The 17,251-nt window shown below is 67.7% G+C and carries 19 protein-coding genes and 1 pseudogene; 9 read left to right on the top strand and 11 right to left on the bottom strand.

The features are described from left to right. Positions 1-272 precede the first annotated feature (272 nt). The 4 genes from OHA98_RS19860 (at position 273) to OHA98_RS19845 (ending at position 2,545) form a co-directional block, all read left to right on the top strand. Positions 273-686 carry a hypothetical protein gene (locus tag OHA98_RS19860; RefSeq protein WP_266927563.1) on the top strand — a complete coding sequence of 138 codons (414 nt, stop codon included), beginning with the start codon at positions 273-275 and terminating at the stop codon, positions 684-686. A 567-nt stretch (positions 687-1,253) separates the two neighbouring features. Then, positions 1,254-1,682, top strand: coding sequence for a contact-dependent growth inhibition system immunity protein (locus OHA98_RS19855; protein ID WP_266927561.1), 429 nt, complete (start codon positions 1,254-1,256; stop codon positions 1,680-1,682). Then, positions 1,663-1,965, top strand: a complete 303-nt coding sequence (locus OHA98_RS19850; RefSeq protein ID WP_266927559.1) for a hypothetical protein — start codon at positions 1,663-1,665, stop codon at positions 1,963-1,965. Before OHA98_RS19855 ends, OHA98_RS19850 begins: the two co-directional genes overlap by 20 nt. A gap of 61 nt (positions 1,966-2,026) precedes the next feature. Further along, a complete protein-coding gene (locus OHA98_RS19845; protein ID WP_266927557.1) occupies positions 2,027-2,545 on the top strand; it encodes a hypothetical protein in 519 nt (172 codons plus the stop codon). On the opposite strand, the gene OHA98_RS19840 is transcribed toward OHA98_RS19845, so the two are convergent. From OHA98_RS19840 to OHA98_RS19830, 3 genes are all read right to left on the bottom strand, one after another. Next, positions 2,482-3,156, bottom strand: coding sequence for an isochorismatase family cysteine hydrolase (locus tag OHA98_RS19840; RefSeq protein WP_266927555.1), 675 nt, complete (start codon positions 3,154-3,156; stop codon positions 2,482-2,484). The two genes, OHA98_RS19845 and OHA98_RS19840, sit on opposite strands and share 64 nt — an antisense overlap. A gap of 378 nt (positions 3,157-3,534) precedes the next feature. Next, on the bottom strand, positions 3,535-4,047 hold the full coding sequence (locus OHA98_RS19835) for a hypothetical protein (RefSeq protein ID WP_266927554.1): 513 nt from the start codon (positions 4,045-4,047) through the stop codon (positions 3,535-3,537). Positions 4,048-4,494: 447 nt separating this feature from the next. After that, a complete protein-coding gene (locus OHA98_RS19830) occupies positions 4,495-4,704 on the bottom strand; it encodes a hypothetical protein (RefSeq protein ID WP_266927552.1) in 210 nt (69 codons plus the stop codon). 565 nt (positions 4,705-5,269) lie between these two features. Here OHA98_RS19830 and OHA98_RS19825 point away from each other — a divergent pair. Both OHA98_RS19825 and OHA98_RS19820 read left to right on the top strand, forming a co-directional pair. Continuing rightward, positions 5,270-6,373, top strand: a complete 1,104-nt coding sequence (locus OHA98_RS19825; protein ID WP_266927550.1) for a pentapeptide repeat-containing protein — start codon at positions 5,270-5,272, stop codon at positions 6,371-6,373. 442 nt (positions 6,374-6,815) lie between these two features. After that, on the top strand, positions 6,816-7,007 hold the full coding sequence (locus OHA98_RS19820; RefSeq protein ID WP_266927973.1) for a hypothetical protein: 192 nt from the start codon (positions 6,816-6,818) through the stop codon (positions 7,005-7,007). A gap of 104 nt (positions 7,008-7,111) precedes the next feature. On the opposite strand, the gene OHA98_RS19815 is transcribed toward OHA98_RS19820, so the two are convergent. The 5 genes from OHA98_RS19815 to OHA98_RS19795 form a co-directional block, all read right to left on the bottom strand. Further along, complete coding sequence (locus OHA98_RS19815) at positions 7,112-7,423, bottom strand: SCO5918 family protein (protein ID WP_266927548.1); 312 nt, start codon at positions 7,421-7,423, stop codon at positions 7,112-7,114. Positions 7,424-7,479: 56 nt separating this feature from the next. Beyond that, complete coding sequence (locus tag OHA98_RS19810; RefSeq protein ID WP_266927546.1) at positions 7,480-7,884, bottom strand: CBS domain-containing protein; 405 nt, start codon at positions 7,882-7,884, stop codon at positions 7,480-7,482. A gap of 46 nt (positions 7,885-7,930) precedes the next feature. After that, positions 7,931-9,442, bottom strand: coding sequence for a DEAD/DEAH box helicase (locus OHA98_RS19805; RefSeq protein ID WP_266927544.1), 1,512 nt, complete (start codon positions 9,440-9,442; stop codon positions 7,931-7,933). Between the two features lie 325 nt (positions 9,443-9,767). Further along, positions 9,768-9,971: a cold-shock protein gene (locus OHA98_RS19800; protein ID WP_076967088.1), complete on the bottom strand. Its 204-nt coding sequence runs from the start codon at positions 9,969-9,971 to the stop codon at positions 9,768-9,770. Positions 9,972-10,767: 796 nt separating this feature from the next. Further along, the gene (locus OHA98_RS19795; RefSeq protein ID WP_266927540.1) at positions 10,768-11,106 is read right to left on the bottom strand and encodes a MerR family transcriptional regulator; all 339 of its coding nucleotides are present in this window, start codon (positions 11,104-11,106) and stop codon (positions 10,768-10,770) included. Positions 11,107-12,397: 1,291 nt separating this feature from the next. Between OHA98_RS19795 and OHA98_RS19790 the strand changes: the two genes are divergently transcribed. Both OHA98_RS19790 and OHA98_RS19785 read left to right on the top strand, forming a co-directional pair. Further along, entirely contained in the window at positions 12,398-13,999 is a 1,602-nt protein-coding gene (locus tag OHA98_RS19790) for an ISL3 family transposase (RefSeq protein ID WP_266927538.1), read from the top strand. Positions 14,000-14,057: 58 nt separating this feature from the next. Further along, positions 14,058-14,492, top strand: coding sequence for a hypothetical protein (locus OHA98_RS19785; RefSeq protein ID WP_266927536.1), 435 nt, complete (start codon positions 14,058-14,060; stop codon positions 14,490-14,492). 339 nt (positions 14,493-14,831) lie between these two features. Here OHA98_RS19785 and OHA98_RS19780 read toward each other — a convergent pair whose 3' ends face one another. From OHA98_RS19780 to OHA98_RS19770, 3 genes and pseudogenes are all read right to left on the bottom strand, one after another. Continuing rightward, the gene (locus OHA98_RS19780) at positions 14,832-15,227 is read right to left on the bottom strand and encodes a DUF6415 family natural product biosynthesis protein (protein WP_266927535.1); all 396 of its coding nucleotides are present in this window, start codon (positions 15,225-15,227) and stop codon (positions 14,832-14,834) included. Positions 15,228-15,342: 115 nt separating this feature from the next. Then, positions 15,343-15,783: pseudogene (locus OHA98_RS19775) on the bottom strand (IS982 family transposase); the annotation flags it as partial. Between the two features lie 7 nt (positions 15,784-15,790). After that, positions 15,791-16,297 carry a MarR family transcriptional regulator gene (locus OHA98_RS19770; protein ID WP_266927533.1) on the bottom strand — a complete coding sequence of 169 codons (507 nt, stop codon included), beginning with the start codon at positions 16,295-16,297 and terminating at the stop codon, positions 15,791-15,793. A 92-nt stretch (positions 16,298-16,389) separates the two neighbouring features. On the opposite strand from OHA98_RS19770, the gene OHA98_RS19765 reads away from it, so the two are divergent. After that, positions 16,390-17,238, top strand: coding sequence for an alpha/beta fold hydrolase (locus tag OHA98_RS19765; RefSeq protein WP_266927531.1), 849 nt, complete (start codon positions 16,390-16,392; stop codon positions 17,236-17,238). Positions 17,239-17,251: the final 13 nt, after the last annotated feature.

Below are 17,251 nucleotides of genomic sequence, written 5' to 3'. Positions count from 1 at the left end.
GAGCCAACGGGCGAACGGCGGAATTCTCGGCCATTCGCGAGGAGCCCCGTGGCCACCAGTATGGGTATGAACAGCCCCCTCTAATGGGCAGCATGACGAGGTCATGCCAGGCATGGTCAAGTGTCAAGCGGTCCTCAGTTATCCGCCAATGTCCGCCGCATGACTGTATCCCGCAAATACACGGCCCTAGAGTTCATCTACGAAGAAGGGAGCGGAGGCGCACCGCATGCCGGCCCGCCCCCTTGGACAACTTCGCAGGAGGGTCGAACCAGATGAACGCCAGTAAATGGGCCTTAGCGGTTTCCTCGCTCACCGCCGCGGTCGCGGTCGGTGTCCCCCCAGCCATCGCACAGGCCGCAGCCCAGCACGTCGGCGACCTGTGCACCAGCAACAACTACACCACGTGTGCCGGGTCAGCGTCCTTCGTCAAGGCCGGGGACCACATGCTGATCTGGGACAACAAGGCCGACGGCCACTCCGTCGTTGTCACCGGATCACGGTCCGACGGGCTGCCGCTGGAAAAGTGGAACCACTCAGGCTCAGACGGCGACGGAAAGGTCGACCACAACCTGAACCTCCCCGAAAACGGGTGGATTCGCTACAAGGTCTGCCTGGGAGAATACGGGTCCGGGAACATCCTCGAAACCACCTGCTCCGTCAGCAAGACAGAGAATGCCTCCGCGTGACTCCGTAAGAACCGAGAACGGAGAACCGGCCAGCGTAAGCTGACAGATGACCGCGAGCCGGTACACGCGACGGGCGATGGAGCGGGCGTGACGCCGACCGCTGCCAGTCGTTGAACTGGGGTGTTGCGACGACCACTAGAACTCAAGAGCCCTGGGGGCCATCGTCATCAGCGGTCGCACAACCCTGTAGGTACCGTGAACCACATCCGTTTTGGTCACGCGGCATGTTGGTATTCGTGAAAGAGGCCAGCGAGGCGGTCGCGTCGGTGGACGTCCAGTCGCTCGTCTTGGGAGCGAAGGTCCGGCGGCAGGCCCAAAGAAATCCAGGTGGAGAGCGTGATCACAGCCGGGCTGCGGCGCTTCCCCCGCGGCTTCGCCGATCTGCGGGCCATCCCCGGCTGGGCCCTGCACCGGCTGGCCGACGACCGGAGGAGCTGCGCTCACCCGACGGCGACGTCTACTCCCGCATCAAGGCCGTGTTGGAGATCTCGCGTTGTGGTCGGGCAGCCGGAGATCAGCAATGGTCTCCGGCTGCCCGACCACACGCATTCACGAGAGAATCGTCTGGTGACTGTATCTATCGACCGTCGGCGGTCCCTTGAGGAGCTTGAGCGTGATCGTTGGCAGGCGCCCGCGCCTGACGCCACCCGTCTCATCGCGACGGCGGCTGCTCTGCGGAGTCGGCCGGTCGGGACTCTGACTGTTGAGGACCTGCGCCTGCTGATCGGGCAGGACATTGGGCTGCCGGTGCTTCTTCCGCTCGCGGTGGAGGTCCTTCGTGACAACCCGCTGGCCGAAGGCCACATGTACGAGGGCGACCTGCTGCGGGCGGTCCTGACCAGGAACTCGGCTGTCTGGAGTGCTTATCCGGAGCTTGCGAGGCAACTGACTTTCATCGTCGGCAGCCTCTCCGACCTCTCGTCAGACCTGCGGAGCAAGGTCGAGCGGTTCGTAGGACATCAAGCCGTCCAACATCATGGTCCGGGACAACGGTGAGGCCACCGTCGTGGACTTCGGCATCACCAAGAGCGGTGACGGGCGGCACGACATCACCACCACCGGCGTCCTGATCGGCACCCTGGCCTTCATGGCACCCGAGGCTTTGTCCGACACACCGCACCGCTTCACTGGCACATCCTGGCACCTGATACCAGCACATCAAAGAGCCACCTGCCCCGACTGCGCACTCTGTGTCCGGACGCTCCTGTGGAACTGGAGTAGCTGGTCGCCCTGCTCCTGGCCCGGGACCGCGTCGCCCGCCCCCTCGGTGGAACCGTGACAGGAGCCTGGGAAGACGTCCGACTGCACTGGTCGTCCGCTCTGTGGATAAACTCCGCCGGGTGGACGACCAGTTGCTCACCGCGCGTGCTCGAATCCATCTGGTGCCGGCGGTGCTGGCACTGGCCAATCCGCCGTGGCAACGTGATGTCTGGCTCGACCCGGCCACGTTCGAGAACCTGGACCAGGTCTGCCACACCCTGTTCGACGACTTCGGTGATGCACAGCACCCCGAGCGGTACCTCGGCATCGGGCTGCGCACCGAGGAAGAGGTTGTACTCATGAGGCAGCTCGATGCCGCTCTCGCCGCCGTCGAGGGGGAGGCCCCGAACGACACCGACGTGGAGTACCTGCGCGCGGAGGGCTGGACCCGGGTCGTGACCGTCGCCGGCCGTCTCGCGCAGGTCATGGTCGCCAACGACCTCCACGAACTCCTTGCACTGCACGAGTCCCGGGTTACGGACCCGGCCCAGAGGCCTGCCCACCACACCGAGCGGGACGCGGGCGGCGAGGGCGGTCAGCCGCCGCCGATCAGCGCATGGACATCCGCGGTTGACCGGACGTCTCCGAAGGACCGGTAGACCGTGCGCAGTGTGGCGTTGTGGTCCTGGTCGCGGCCGGTCGCGTTGGCGTCGGCGACCATGATGACCCGGTAGCCGAGGGTCCAGGCGTCGCGGGCCGATGACTCGCAGCACACGTTGGTGACGGTGCCGGTGATCAGAACCGTGTTCACCTCGCGTTCCCGGAGCAGTTCGGGCAGTGGGCAGCGGCCGGGGAAGAAGGCGCTGGGTGCGGACTTCTTCACCAGGAGGTCGTCGGTGCCGGGGGTGAGACCGTGCCAGAGCCGGTCCGGCAGCGGTCCGGTACCGCCGGCGTTGCGGAACATCTCGGCCGCTTCGGGGCCGTGGAATTCGTCCCCGACCTCGGTGCGTTCGGTGCGCGCGGGCAGGACCCAGGCGACCGTTCCGCCGGCGCTCCGCATGCGGTCGGCGAGGTGCTGGATGTTCGGGACGATGCCGCGGGCGTAGGGGTTGGCGTCGAGGAAGAACGGCACCATGTCGATCACGACCAGCGCCGTACGCGCGGGATCGAGGCTCGTGTAGGCGAACCGGCGTCCGCGCCGTTCCGTCTGACGCTGATAGTCCCGGTTGTCGATACGCCATGCATGGATACTCGTTCCGGCGTCTGGCACAGCATGGCTCCTGTCAGTCGTGGTCCAGGTGCGGTCGACGGGCGGCGAACCTGCGGGCAGGCTCGGTAAAGACACAGGAAGTGGGCGGGGGGCCGGGGCGTCGGCGGCGATGCCCGGCGGTACACGGCCGGTCTCACTGAGGCACAGGGCCTTGCGGGGATCAGTCGGCGCGTCAGCCTGCCGGGCCAATCGCGCGGCGGTCGCACGGAACTCGGCCACCACGCCCTCGAAGTCCCTCATCGCCTCATGTCCGATGGCCGCGCTCGGGGTTGCCGGACCGGTTCCCCGGAAAGCCCACCGGCCCGAACTGCTCTGAGGTACCCGCTGCCCAGACGAGGCAGCCGCTCCGCGAAACCGGGCCGCTTCTCCCGGTCGGCATCAGATCAGTCGAGAGTGCGCCCGAATGATGCCAGGAGGGTGCGTTCGCATGATCCGGGTCCGTCGATCAGGTCCACGAAGTCCGCGGTCAATGCGAGTGCGCAGGTCATCGCGCGTCGTTCGCTGTCGGGGACCGGTGGCCCGGTCCCGCCAGGCCACCGGGTCACGGCCCTCGAAGGCGACGGTCACGGCCTGGCGGACCATCGGCAGGTCGGAACGTTCCACGGCCTCGGTCCCGGCCCACTGGCCGACCTTGGTCATCAGGGTGCTGGTGAACCGTTCGGCATTGCGCCGTCCCGCGGGGCTGCCGGCCCCGATCTGCCCCAGCGCGCTGCCGAGGAGCAGCACCGTTCCCCGGTGCAGTTCGTCAGCACTGTGGATGGCGGTGGCCGCCGTGATGCTTCTGGACAGGCCGGGCCATTTCTCCAGGGCGTCCTGCGACCGGAGAACACACGCCTGATCCCATGCCGCCTGCACCGCGCCGATCTCCACCCGAGCATCACCTGTCGCCATGCCGGCGAAGCTATCCGCGTACTCCGGCCAGGAGAACGACAATCACGAAATCACACCCGAAGGAGTGACACGACGAAGCCTCGCGGCGTTCGGTGTCAGTGCCCGGTGAGACGGCTCCCATCGACGAACACGACTCGAACAGCACCAGGTGGCGGAGGCGACGGGCGGCTTCGCAGATGAATCGACCAGCCCCATCGCGCCTGCAGCCGCCCGGAGTCACTTCGGCCCTCCAGGCCCAGGACGACAATCCCCCCGTCCGAACCGCCGGCCGCCCGCCCAACACACCCCCGAGCGCGGCGGGTTCGGGGTAAGCGGGGTGATGCCGGCATGGGGCGTGACACCGGCCGTGGCCGGTCGTTGAACCGGCAGGACAGACGTCACGTCATGTCGCAGAGAGACCCCGGGCGCCATCGCCCGGGGTCTCGTGCTGTGTCGGCGCCGCCAGCATCACGGGGTGCCGTCCGGGGTGTCCGGGAGTTTCAGGCGGCCGAGTGTTTCCAGCAGGTGGGCGACGCGGCCGGGCTCCGGTGCGTCCTGGACCGCCGCGGCCGCGGTGAGAACATCCTGACGGATGTCCGGCGGTGCCTCCCGCCAGTGGGCCGCCAGCTGATCGAGGCGTGCGGTATCGCCCGGCTCCGGGTCGGGCAGCCGTTCCATCAGATCTCCTCCGGCCCAAGGTTCCGGACCCAGCGCCACCGACCAGTCGTATCGGGTGCGCACAGGGACCGGCCACCGGGATGCTCTCCGTAGTCACTGATGATCGCGGTCCAGGGGGGTCCGGATCACCGGTGTCCACCGGCACCACCCACCCATCGAACGGCCCGCCGTACAACTCGACCTCGGTCATCGTGTCGTCCACCACCTCACCGTACGAGGCAGACACCCCCACAGGTGAGCAATCCAGCCAGGAAGCGGGTCCGGAGCGGGTCGGCACCCCTGGAGTGCCGCCGCTCCCGGAAACCCGCCGCACCACTGGTGTGCCGCACTGGGACCTCGGCTTCATAGAACCGAATCGCTGCGCCGGAGTGGGGTGTTGGGATCGAATACAGGTATGCCTCCCACGCCTGCCCGCCGCCCGCGGCTACGCCGTACCACCCGTCTCACTGCCCGGACCTCCGTCGGCCTGGGAGCAGGCTCCACCCGTCCACCAGATACTCCCACTCCCGCTGACCCGACTCCTGAGGGACGTCCTGAGGCCCTGGACTGGGCGCGGCGGATCGAGTTGTTCACCGTTGTGGTCGCCGCGGTCGTGGCGGTGGTGGGTCTCTGGTACTCGAACGTTCAGACCAGGCAGGCCAATGAGCAGGCCCAGCAGGCCAATACTCAGGCGCGGGATGACCGGGCGCTGGCCAAGGAGGGGCAGATCACCGACCGGTACACGGCAGCGGTGGGCAACCTCGGTGAGGACAAGGTGGACGTGCGGCTGGGCGGCATCTATGCCTTGCAGCGGATCATGCAGGACTCCCGCCGCGACCATCCCACCATCGCCGACGTCCTCGCCGCCTACATCCGCACCCACGCCGCCAAACCCCCAGCAAAGGGCCAGGACGTCCCGGCCGACGTCCACGCCGCCCTCACCGTCCTCGCCACCCGCGACACAACCCGGGACGGCACTTTTCTCCTGGATCTCCATGCCGCCAAGCTCCCCAACATCAACCTCCTAGCCGCAATCAAGTCGGGGGCGGCCTTGGCAGGCACGGACCTAAGCGACGCGGACCTGCACGGCGCGGACCTGCTCGGTGTGAACCTACGCCGCGCGGACCTGGGCAACACGGACCTGCGCAACGCGGACCTGCGCAACGTGAACCTGCGCGACGTGAACCTGCGCGGCGCAAATCTGCGCGACGTGAACCTGAGCTTCGTGAACCTGAGCGGCGCGGACCTGAGCGACGCGAACCTGCGCGGCGCAAACCTGAGCGTCGCGGACCAGCACGGCGCGGACCTGAGCGACGTGAACCTAAACATCGCGGACCGGGAGTTCACGAACCTAGACATCGCGGACCTAGACATCGCGGACCTGAGCATCGCCGACCAGCGGGTCGTCACCATGGGTGCGCACATGAGCGGTGTGAACTTGAGCAGCGCGGACCTGACCGGCGCGGACCTGACCGGCGCGGACCTGACCGGCGTGAACCTGAGCGGCGTGAACCTGAGCGGCGCGGACCTGACCGGCGTGAACCTGAGCGGCGCGGACCTGAGCGGCGCGGACCTGAGCAACGCGAACCTGCGCGGCGCGGACCTGACCCGCGCGCAGAACCTGACGAGGAAGCAGGTTGACTCAACCATTACTGACAGCGAAACGCAGCTGCCAGCCTCGCTCCGGTAGCCCTGGCGGCCCCTGGTCCGGGAAGGCGACGTCCCCTGACCACCCCGGTGTCCCTCCGGCCGGCCCCGGTGTCCCTGTCGCCGGTCCCGGCCCGGGACCGGAGAGCACGACCAGGACGACGTCGCCGCGGCAACCCTTAGGCTGGCTCGACGCGGCACCGCCCGCCGCTGACCCGATCCCTGACCCGACCTCCTTCCACGGCACTACGTGCAAAGAGGTCGGCGGGCTTGACCGGCTTGCCCCGTCATTGGTGGTGAGGGCAACGACGGCGGCCAGGACCGCGACGATCGCGACGAGGACACCGGCGGAAGTGACCGCGACGCCCAGAGGCTTCTTCAGGCGGGGGTGGCGGTGGGTGACGTAGGCCAGGCCGGCCAGGACGAGCCCGGAGACGAGGACCAAGAGCAGAGCGACGAACCGAACACACCTGTGCAGCCAGGCGGTGCAACCCATCCGGGCGCGCTCCGGAGGGGCGCCCGGAGGTCGGCGGTTCGGCCGGGCGGGGCGCGGGCCTGGTGGCCGGTGGCCGCAGGTCCGGCCCGAGGACATCCCGGAGACAGGCGGGATGTACCGGGTCGCGATCGAGGACGTCAGCGCCTGGACGATGGGCGACTTCAGCTACTCCGACCACTGACCCACTGCCGCGCCGGGACACCTCGATACGCGGTGAGGGCCCGGCCGGAGTACGTCGGCCGGACCCTCACCACTGCCTACCGGCGGCTGGCGCCTGACCGTCGGTCAGGCAGCCACAGGGACGCCGAGCATCGCGGAAGCCTGCTGCAACGGGTTGAGAACGCGGGCGGGTGCGGGGGCCTGGGGACGCTCGGGGCACGTAAAGCCGAGCTGGGTCATGGCCCGCACGACTTCTCCTGCGCTGAAGTCGCGGCGGTCCTGGCGTGTGACGACCTGGCCGACCTGTTTGACGGGGTAGGTGCGCCGGCCGATGATCACGGACTCGCCGGAAGCCTGCTCGGGCTTGATGCCCTTCATCGATTCCAGGACGCCGCTCCTGGTCAGGTCGAACGGGAAGCGGGCGATGACACAGCGCATGATGCCTCACAGGGAGAGGAACGAAGAGGGAGTAGTTCTGCCGCGGCGTGGAGGGCTCAGCGGGCGACGGCGAGGACGCCCAGGGCACTGCCATGTTCGTCGACCACAGGCAGGGCGTCGACGTCGCTGTAGCGCATCATGTGCCCGGCTTCGGCCATGGTGGTCACCGGTGAGGTGAACGGCCGTCGGTCTCCGAGGATGTCCCGCAGCTGGATCCTGTCCGAGTACGCGGAGCCGTCGCGAACTGCTGCGAGCTGCGCGTGAGTGACCAGTCCGGTACACCGGCCGCTGTCGTCGCAGACGAGCAGATGCCTGGTGCGGGCACTGGCCATGACGGACAGGGCCACCTCGACGGTCGTGTCGTCACAGACCTGTGGCCCGGCGGTGTCCATGGCTTCGGCCACCGTCCTGCCTACGGCAGTGGCATTCGTCGAGCGGGGCTGCATCTGGACCAGCGTCAAAAGGTGCCTCCTGCAGAGGTGGGTGAGTTTCCGGATCACGGAGTTCTCAGGCAGCCGCGTCGAAGGAAGACTGATGCGCGGTCACGCGCCGGGCCGCGGAGGCGGGGCTGCGTCGGCCGCGGGAGCCCGTGCTGCGGCTGCGCTCACGCCGCGCGGCCACTGGTGCGGTGATCGTCACGGGAATGCCGGAGGGGGTCTGGGCGCCGGTGATGCGGCCGAGTGCCTCTTCGCCGGAGCGGACCTGGGTGGTCTGGGGCACGATGCCGGCGGCGGTCATGAGGCGGGTCATGTCTCGGCGCTGGTTGGGGGTGACGAGGGTGACGACGCTGCCGGACTCCCCTGCCCGCGCGGTTCGGCCGCCGCGGTGGAGGTAGTCCTTGTGGTCGGTCGGCGGGTCGACGTTGACGACGAGGTCGAGGTTGTCGACGTGGATGCCGCGGGCGGCGACGTTCGTGGCCACGAGCACAGTGACGTGCCCGGTCTTGAACTGGGTCAGGGTCCGGGTGCGCTGCGACTGCGCCTTCCCGCCGTGCAGAGCGGCGGCTCTCACACCGCTGGCCAGCAGGTGGTCGGTGAGCTTGTCCACGGCCCGCTTGGTGTCCAGGAACATGATCACCCGGCCTTCGCGCGCCGCGATCTCGGTCGTCGCCCGGTGCTTGTCGGTGCCGTGGACGTGCAGGACGTGGTGTTCCATCGTCGTGACCGCACCGGCTGAGGGGTCGACGGAGTGGACGACCGGGTCGCTGAGGTAGCGGCGGACCAAGCGGTCGACGTTGCGGTCCAGGGTGGCGGAGAACAGCATCCGCTGGCCCTCGGGGCGTACCTGGTCCAAAAGCGCGGTGACCTGGGGCATGAAGCCCATGTCAGCCATCTGATCGGCCTCGTCCAGGACGGTGATCGCGACCTGGTCAAGCCGGCAGTCACCCCGGTCGATGAGGTCCTTGAGCCGGCCCGGCGTCGCCACGAGGACCTCCGCGCCACCGCGCAGCGCGTTGGCCTGCCTCCCGATCGACATCCCGCCGACGACGGTAGCCAGGCGCAGCCTCACCGAGCGGGCGTACGGGGCCAGGGCGTCGGTCACCTGCTGGGCCAGCTCACGCGTCGGCACCAGGACCAGGGCCAGCGGCTGTCGGGGCTCGGCACGCTGACCGGCGGTACGGGCCAGCAGAGCCAGGCCGAAAGCGAGGGTCTTGCCGGAGCCGGTGCGCCCACGTCCCAGAGCGTCGCGGCCCGCGAGGGTGTTGGGCAGGGTCGCCCCCTGGATCGGGAACGGAACGCTCACCCCCTGCGCGGTCAGCGCCGCCAGCAGCTGCCCCGGCATGTCGAGGTCGGCGAACGCCCCGACGGCGGGCAGCGCGGGAGTGACCGTGACCGGCAGGGCGAACTCGCCCTGGACTGCGGCGGGCCGCCGCCCATGGCCACCCGAGCGGCCCGAACCGCCGGAACGGGCCGGGGCAGCGGAACGGGTCGAGGCGGTCGAGTTGAAGCGGCTACCGCCCCGGCCGGAGTCGGCGGCACGGCTGCGGGAAGAGCGGTTGTTCGTACGTGTGGGGTTCATTCAGAACCTTCCTTGATACGGCACGTATCAAGGAATTCCCGCAGCGGAAGAACAGCGCGGGGAATCACAAGAACGGGCCGAGCGGAATGCGAAATCAAATGAGACCTGCGGTTGATCCCGGAGCGGGAGGCAGGCCATGGAATGAGTGACGCCATATGGGCGAGGAATCCAGTTCCACCGACAGGTGGGACTCGGAAGGAGTGGGCAGCGAGAAGACTCTGCGGGCGGAGGTTCCACCGCAGGTGGCACCACTCCGGGAGAATGCCCGCAGCTGGGGCCCGCACCCCGAAGGATGCGGGCCCCAGCTACGAAGTGCGCGTCAGCGTCAGGCGGGAACGATGTTCTCGGCCGTCGGGCCCTTCTGGCCCGGTGCGATGTCGAAGGTGACTTTCTGGCCTTCGAGCAGCTCACGGAAGCCCTGGGCGGCGATGTTCGAGAAGTGGGCGAACACGTCAGCGCCGCCACCGTCCTGCTCGATGAAGCCGAAACCCTTGGCTGCGTTGAACCACTTCACAGTGCCTGACGCCATGTCGCATCTCCTTCGAGGGGGCAGTACGCCGAGACCCGTGATGTACGGATCCCGCGTCGCCGCGATGATGCCCCACCCGGAGGGAAACCGGATATACAATGAAGCTTCCGCTGGTCGAACAATTCCCACGCAGAAGCTTGAAATTTTGGGAACCACAACTGCAACTGAGAGCGACAGTAGCATGTCGTAATGGTCCGCGTACGGTGAATAATTCCGCTCTCTTTGCTGCGGTAGAAACACTCCTGGCGCGGCGCATTGAACCCTCATGCCGTGGCCATAGATATCGGCCCACACCGAGCACAGCGTTGCAGGAAGGATGCCTACCCTTCGCAGTGCGAGGATGCCGACCGCTCGGATGCGGGTCAGCGCACCAGCGCGTCGCCCGTCAGGACGGAGGGTCGGGGAAGGCACACCTGGTGCCGAACAGCCCAGAAGCGCGGCCGACGTTCGTGGGCTGGGGGCTATCCGGCCCGGGGTGTCGTCACACATCACGGCCTGACCAGCCTGGAGTTCACGGTAGCCCGAAGGGCACATCACGAACTGGGCGGTACGCGTCCGGGAAGCTGCCCCTGGCTCTGCGGCCGAAGCCCTTCACCGTGCAGAAGCCGCCTCGCAGACGCCGCCCCGACCAGCCGATGGACATCTTGCGCGAAGAAGCAGCAGCACGACAGAGCACCCACGCCGAAGACGAGAGCATTCTTTCGAGCATGACAACCGCAGGGAGGGGACCGCCCTCGAGCACACTTGCGGCAGGCGGGTTCAGCACCTGCCGGTTTTCCACCGGACGCGCAGGGCTTCAGGCCGAGGTCGGCGTGCTGGGCGGCTTGGTGTCTCGGTGGTGTTCGGCGTTGATGCGCTGGGCTTCCTCGAGCTGGTCTTCGAGGATGACGATGCGGCAGGCGGATTCGATGGCGGTGCCCTGGTCGACGAGCTCCCGGGCGCGGGCGGCGATGCGCAGCTGGTAGCGGGAGTAGCGGCGGTGGCCGCCTGCGGAGCGGAGTGGGGTGATGAGGCGGGCTTCGCCGATGGCTCGGAGGAAGCCGTGGGTGGTGCCGAGTATTTCGGCGGCCCGGCCCATGGTGTAGGCGGGGTAGTCGTCGTCGTCGAGACGGCCGAACGAGTCGTCTGCTGTCACTTGCACCTCTCATGGAACGCGTGGAGGGGCCCGGGTGCCATGTGGCACCCGGGCCCGAAGGAACTGCTACACCATCTGCCGGCCCTGCTGTTGGCCCGGCCTTCTTGTTCCGCACCGGCTCACGGGGGATGAGGGCGTGTGCGGGGATCGCGGTTGCTTGACCGGAGACCACCTCACTATCGATGTCCTGCGGTACCCGGGCTCAACACTCCGCCCGGGCGATCCTGATGGCGCCTGGCTCCTCCGTTCTTCCCTCTGGGATCAATCACTTACCTACTGCTGGCACTGCTCTGTTGCGTACTGCTCGGTGGCCTGCGGTAGCGCCACTGCCTTCGGCAGCCAGCCCCGTCGCCCGTCCTGCGTCTGCTCTGGCTTGGAACCCCACTGCCGAACCTCCCGGCACGCGCGCCCGCAGCCGACGCCTTCACCGAGGAACCGCTCGTTTACTCCACTGCTGGGTACTGCGAACTGCACTTACGGGTACTGCTACTGCGGTATTGCTCGCGGCGGCCCCTGACTACTGCGGGCCACCCGGTCCGGTCGTCAGTCCCGTCGCCTTCCTGCAACAAACCTGGCTCCGGAACTCCACCACCGCACCGCCCTGCGAACTACAACTACGAATACTGCTGCCTGGCAGTTCATCTCTGCCGGGCCCTGCTGATCTCGGCTACGAGAGAAACCATAACCACACCACCACCCAATGTCTACTCCGACCAACATAGATTTTCGCGAGCCCGAAACGAAGACAACCTCCCCCCCTCCTCGACCAGGAGGGGATGGTGTGGTGCCATCGATGAGGACTGGACTGCCCGTGGCCCCTGGACTGGCAACGGCACCACCGGGTCCTCGCCGATCTCGCCGACACCGAGGCCGGCGGATCCCTCCCCGACATCCAACCCGGCGTGCTCTTCGAGGGCGACGATCTGGGGAAGTGGCTGGCTGGCTTTGTTCACGACTCGCGTCAGCAGTTGTTCACCGTGCGGGAGGCGCCTGCACGGCGGCGATGTCGATGTTCACGGCTTTGAGGCAGCAACACGGACCACGGGCCTGGCACCCGGCAACGGTGCCGCCACGACGGACCACCTGCCCCCGTAGCCAGCGCTTTGCCCAGCCCCTCGGGAAGCGGCAGACGGCCGACCTCGCCTACACCCCGAGCCGCTGCTCAAAGCCGGGTTCTGGCTCAAGTTCCGTGACCTGCGCACGCTGAGTCACGGTTCGTGGTCGTGTTGGGCTCCTGGAAGTCGCCTAAAAGTGATCCGTGGTGACCTCGGGTACCTGACAGTTCGGGATCGTGGAAGAAGTGGTCCTCCGGCTGGAGGAGTTGCTGTTCCCGTCGATCGCGGACGTGTCGGTGGTGTCGGTGGACGTGAGCAACGAGACGATACGAGTCGAGGCCCGCAGCACAACGACCGGTTCGGCGTGTTCGGGCTGCGGGAACTGGTCGATCCGGGTTCATAGCTCCTACCTGCGGTTTCCTGCGGATGTTCCCAGCGCGGGACGCCGGGTGGTGCTCTGTCTGCGGGTCCGCCGCTTCGCCTGCCCGGTCGCTGCGTGCGGGCGGCGGACGTTCGTTGAGCAGGTGCCTGGATTGACCCGGAAGTACGGCCGGTGGACCGAGCGTCTGCGTTCGACGCTGGCGGCGGTCGGCCTCACCCTGGCTGGCCGGGCGGGAGCTCGGATGGCCGGCGTCTTTGGGGTGTCCGTCAGCCGCAGTACGGTGCTGCGGCTCGTCGAGGCTCTGCCCGAGCCGGATCTGCCCGCCCCGAGAGTGGTCGGCGTCGATGAGTACGCGACGCGCAAAGGCCGGCACTACGGCACGGTGCTGGTCGACGTCGAAACGCGACGGCCGGTGGACCTGTTGCCAGACCGAGAGGCATCGAGCCTGGCCGCATGGCTGGCCAAGAGGCCAAGGATCGAGGTTGTCTGCCGGGATCGGGCTCCCTTCTTCGCCGAAGGCGCCACCGTCGGGGCACCGCAGGCAGTGCAGGTCGCGGACCGCTGGCATCTGTGGCACAACCTCAGCGAAGCCGCCGAACGGTGCGTCGCCGACCATCGGGGCTGCCTGCGAGGCACCGCACCCGAGCCATCTCGGCAGGTCAAGAGATCAGAAGAACCAGCTGACCCAACTGGCTCGCCGTGGCCCACCGGCCACCGGTTCGCCGACAGGACCCGGTCCAACCATGCCGCCGTCCACGCCCTGCTGGCGGCCGGCCACAGCCGCCGCGCGATCCAACGCCAGCTGGGGATGACCTACCGCACGGTCAAGCTCCTCGCCGACGCCACCACCCCGGAAGACCTCTTCCACGGCCAGTGGCAGGGCCGCCCCTCCGTTCTCGACGAGTACAAGCCCTACCTGGACGACCGCTGGAACCAGGGCTGCACCAACGCATGGAAGGTGTGGGAGGAGATCGTGCCACTCGGCTACAAAGGCAGCTACCAGCGAGTTCGCGCCTACTTCCGCACCAAACGCCTTTCGGCCGATCCGGGCACCGCACCCCCGCCCTCACCCCGCACCGTCGCCGGCTGGATCCTGCGCCACCCCGACTCCGTCGGCGACGTCGAACAGCTCCGACTCAAGGCCGTCCTGGCCCACTGCCCCGAACTGGAAGCCCTCACCGGACATGTCCGCTCCTTCGCCCAGATCCTCACCGAGCGACAGGGGCAACGGCTGCCCGAGTGGCTCGACGCGGTCCGCCAGGACGACCTGCCCGGTCTCCATACCCTCGCCGCCGGCATCGATCGCGACCGGGCCGCGGTCATCGCCGGGCTCACGCTGCCCTGGAACTCGGGCGTCGTGGAAGGGCACGTCAACCGCATCAAGATGCTCAAACGCCAGATGTTCGGCCGAGCCGGCTTCGCACTCCTGAGGAAACGAGTACTCCTCGCTCCCTGACTGATGACCACACGTGAAACGCTTCCGACATCGATCAACCCCACTGCAGGAGCCGCGAATGTCCAGGACCGCCGACATCGATCTCGTGTTCGCACGTGCCGTCACAGTGGACGCCGTGGTGCGAGCCTTGGCCGGTGAGGGGTGGTCGCTGCAGGAACCCCTTGGTATCTCCTACATGGTCAACAACGACGGCCTGTTCGACTGGCAGTCGGCTTCAACTGACCAGGCAGCTGAGGTCCTGACCGTGGTGGACTCACCGGACAACATTGACTACCTCGTCGGCGTCTGCATCTATCACTCAACCGCGGCAACCGGTGGTCAGCTACTTTTTCATGCTGGCCGATCGCACTGTTCCTTCATCCCGACGATCGACCGGCGAAGGCTCTCCGGAGCGCCAGCCCTGACCGACATGGCGTGGTATCTGAACGCACTGGTACCGCACCTGCTCGCCATGGGGCTGGCCAGCTACGAAGCGAGAGACCTTGTCGACTGAGACTCGTTCGTCAGCAGTTGGGTCGACGTGCGGGCAGCACGCGTACTCGGATCGATCCTCGCCCTGTCCAGCCGGTGTCACTCACGGCTACACGATCACGGAAATTGAGCCAGAGCCCAAAGCCGTGAACATTCGACGCGGTCCAGCCTCCGCAGCGCCTCCCGAACTGCTGTCAAAACGCTGCTCACTGTCGTGTACGAAGCCAGGGTGGAATGGGCGTGACACGGGCCGTAGCCGGTCGCTGAACCCGCCGGACAGACGTCACGTCATGCCGCGCAGAGACCCCGGGGTGGTGTCACCCGGGGTCTCGTGCTGTCGGCTGCGGTGGCCGGTGGCGGTTCAGGTGGTCGCGTTGCCCGGGGCGGTCTGGAGGCGGTCCAGGTGTCCGTAGAGGGTGCGGATGAGGCGGGCCCGGTTCTGCACGCAGTGCAGGGTGCCCTGGTGGGGTGTGCTGAGGCGGCGTTGGGCTTCGGCGAGGAGGATCTCGGCCAGGGCGCGGGGGCCGGTGTCCTCGTCCAGGATGTCGGTGTGGTGGCGGACGTCGGTGGCGACGGCGCGGGCGTGACCGGTCAGCTGCAGGGCGATCTGCTCGAAGTCGTGCGGGGTGAGGACGGCCGGGTCGGTCCAGGACAGGACCGCGGCGACCAACCGCTCGTAGGGGGCACGGTCCAGGGGTAAGCCCGCTCCGAACAACCCGCGCGGGTCGTGGAGAACAGTGTGCGTGTTCGGTTTCATCAGCCCTCACCCCAGGGGTTTCACGAAGTCTCCGGCAGCCGGCGGCCACCTGATGATCATTCGCCGCCGCCATTGGGTCTCCCCCGACTGCAACCCTATGCAACCCCCACCCACCGCGCAGGCCCCAGAAGAACCGGGAGTGGGAGGCGCAGTAGCCGTACCCGGCCCACCCGGCCAGGTTCGAACGCCGGACCGTCGGGCGTGATATCCCGCACGCCACCGGCGTGGAGTCGACGATCCAGTGGTTGTCGAACCACAGGTCGCTGTCCACGGCCAGGTCCCGGATCATCCGCTTGACCAGCGGCAATGCCACACGCAGTCGTTTGTTGTAGCCCGACTGCTGCGGAAGGTACGGGAACATGCCGGACAGCCGCTTGCGGGCGAAGCGCAGCCAGCGTGCCTCGGAGCGGTGGCCGAGGAGCGCCTGGGCCACCGCCAGGCAGACGAGCTCGGAGTCGCTGAGACGGGGCGGTCGCCCCATCCATCGGGTCCCTCGGATCTCGTCGTCGATCTTCACATACAGTGCGGTCAAGAGGGTCTCGAGGTCCGTCGTCACAAACAGATCACTGAGGCCCTCGCTTCTTCTGCGGCACGGGACTTGGGGTGAGCAGGCTCGAAGGGTCTCGCTGTGCGGCGACGACCTCGTGCACGTTCAGTAGAAAGCGCTGGATTGTTGCCAGCTCCGTGTCGGAGAAGGTCCGCGTCGCAGCGACGACCTCCGTGATCAGCGGTCCGAAGAACGACTGTCCGAGAGCGACTGCCCGTTCATCAACCTCGAGCAGCACACGGCGTCGGTCGCGGCTGTCTCGTGTGCGCCGCACGTGGCCGAGCCTCTCGAGCCGGTCGACAAGGGCCGTGGTGCCCGCGGAGTTCAGGCCGAGCTGCCGCCCGAGCCAGCCGGGCGTCGCGAGCGTGTGCGCCCGAGCGGCATCCAACAGGCAGATCAGGGCACGCAGGTCGGTCGGGTGCAGGCTGTTGCGTTGCGCGAACTCGGCTCCGACCAGGTCGAGTTCGACGGTGATGGCACGTAGCTGATGCACAACCCGCAGTCCACGCTCTCCTTCATCCATGCCATTCCGCCCCTTCCATAATCGATCCAGTATGCATAGTATCTCGCTTGGCGAGATACTTGCTCAGCGACCTATTTCTCTGAGGGCGTCCCATGGCAGAAGACCTGACTCGCTTTCTGGCGGCGTACGACGCCGTCCTGGACCACTGGCCCGTGCCCGTCGACCGGATGGACCTGACGTCGATGTACGGCACAACCCGGGTCACCGCGTGCGGCCCTGTGGACGGGGAGCCGCTGGTGCTGCTGCACGGTGGCGGCGCCACCTCGGCAGTGTGGTTTGCCAACGTGGCCGACCTGAGCCGCACCCGGCGCGTCTACGCCGTCGACCGGATCGGCGAGGCAGGCCGCAGCCTACGCGGGGGCCGCCCCGTCCGGTCCGTCGACGACCTTCTCGACTGGCTGGACGGCGTACTCGACGGCTTGGGCCCGGGCCGCGTCGACCTGTGCGGGCACTCCTATGGGGGATGGATCGCCCTCACCTTTGCGCTGCGCACGCCGCAGCGGGTTCGCAAGCTCGCTCTCCTCGATCCCACCCAGTGCTTCGCTGGATACAGGGCCGGGTACCTGTTACGCGCCCTTCCCATGCTCATCCGGCCCACCGCCCAACGGGCCCGCGCGTTCCTCGCCTGGGAAACCCACGGCGCAGAAGTTGACCCCGCATGGCTGGACCTTTACGGGTTCGCCGCCGAATTTCCGCGCACGAAGGTCGTCGTGGGCAAACGCCCGAGGCCCCGGCAACTGCGGAGCTCGACGGTCTCGACGCTGGTGCTGCTTGCCGGGGACAGCAGGGCGCATGACATTCGGCGCGTTGAGGCGGCGGCGCGGCTGCACCTGCCACACGTCGAGATCGCAGTACTCCCTGGCCTGTCGCACCACAGCGTCCCGTTCGCCCGGGCCGCCGCGTTCAACAGCATGCTCCTGGACTTCCTCGGCAAGCCCTGAACCGGGTAGGAGG

This window comes from Streptomyces sp. NBC_00654, from assembly GCF_026341775.1.
Classification (GTDB): domain Bacteria; phylum Actinomycetota; class Actinomycetes; order Streptomycetales; family Streptomycetaceae; genus Streptomyces.
Note: the sequence above shows the minus strand (reverse complement) of the source record. Positions and strands in the feature narration are given on the sequence as shown.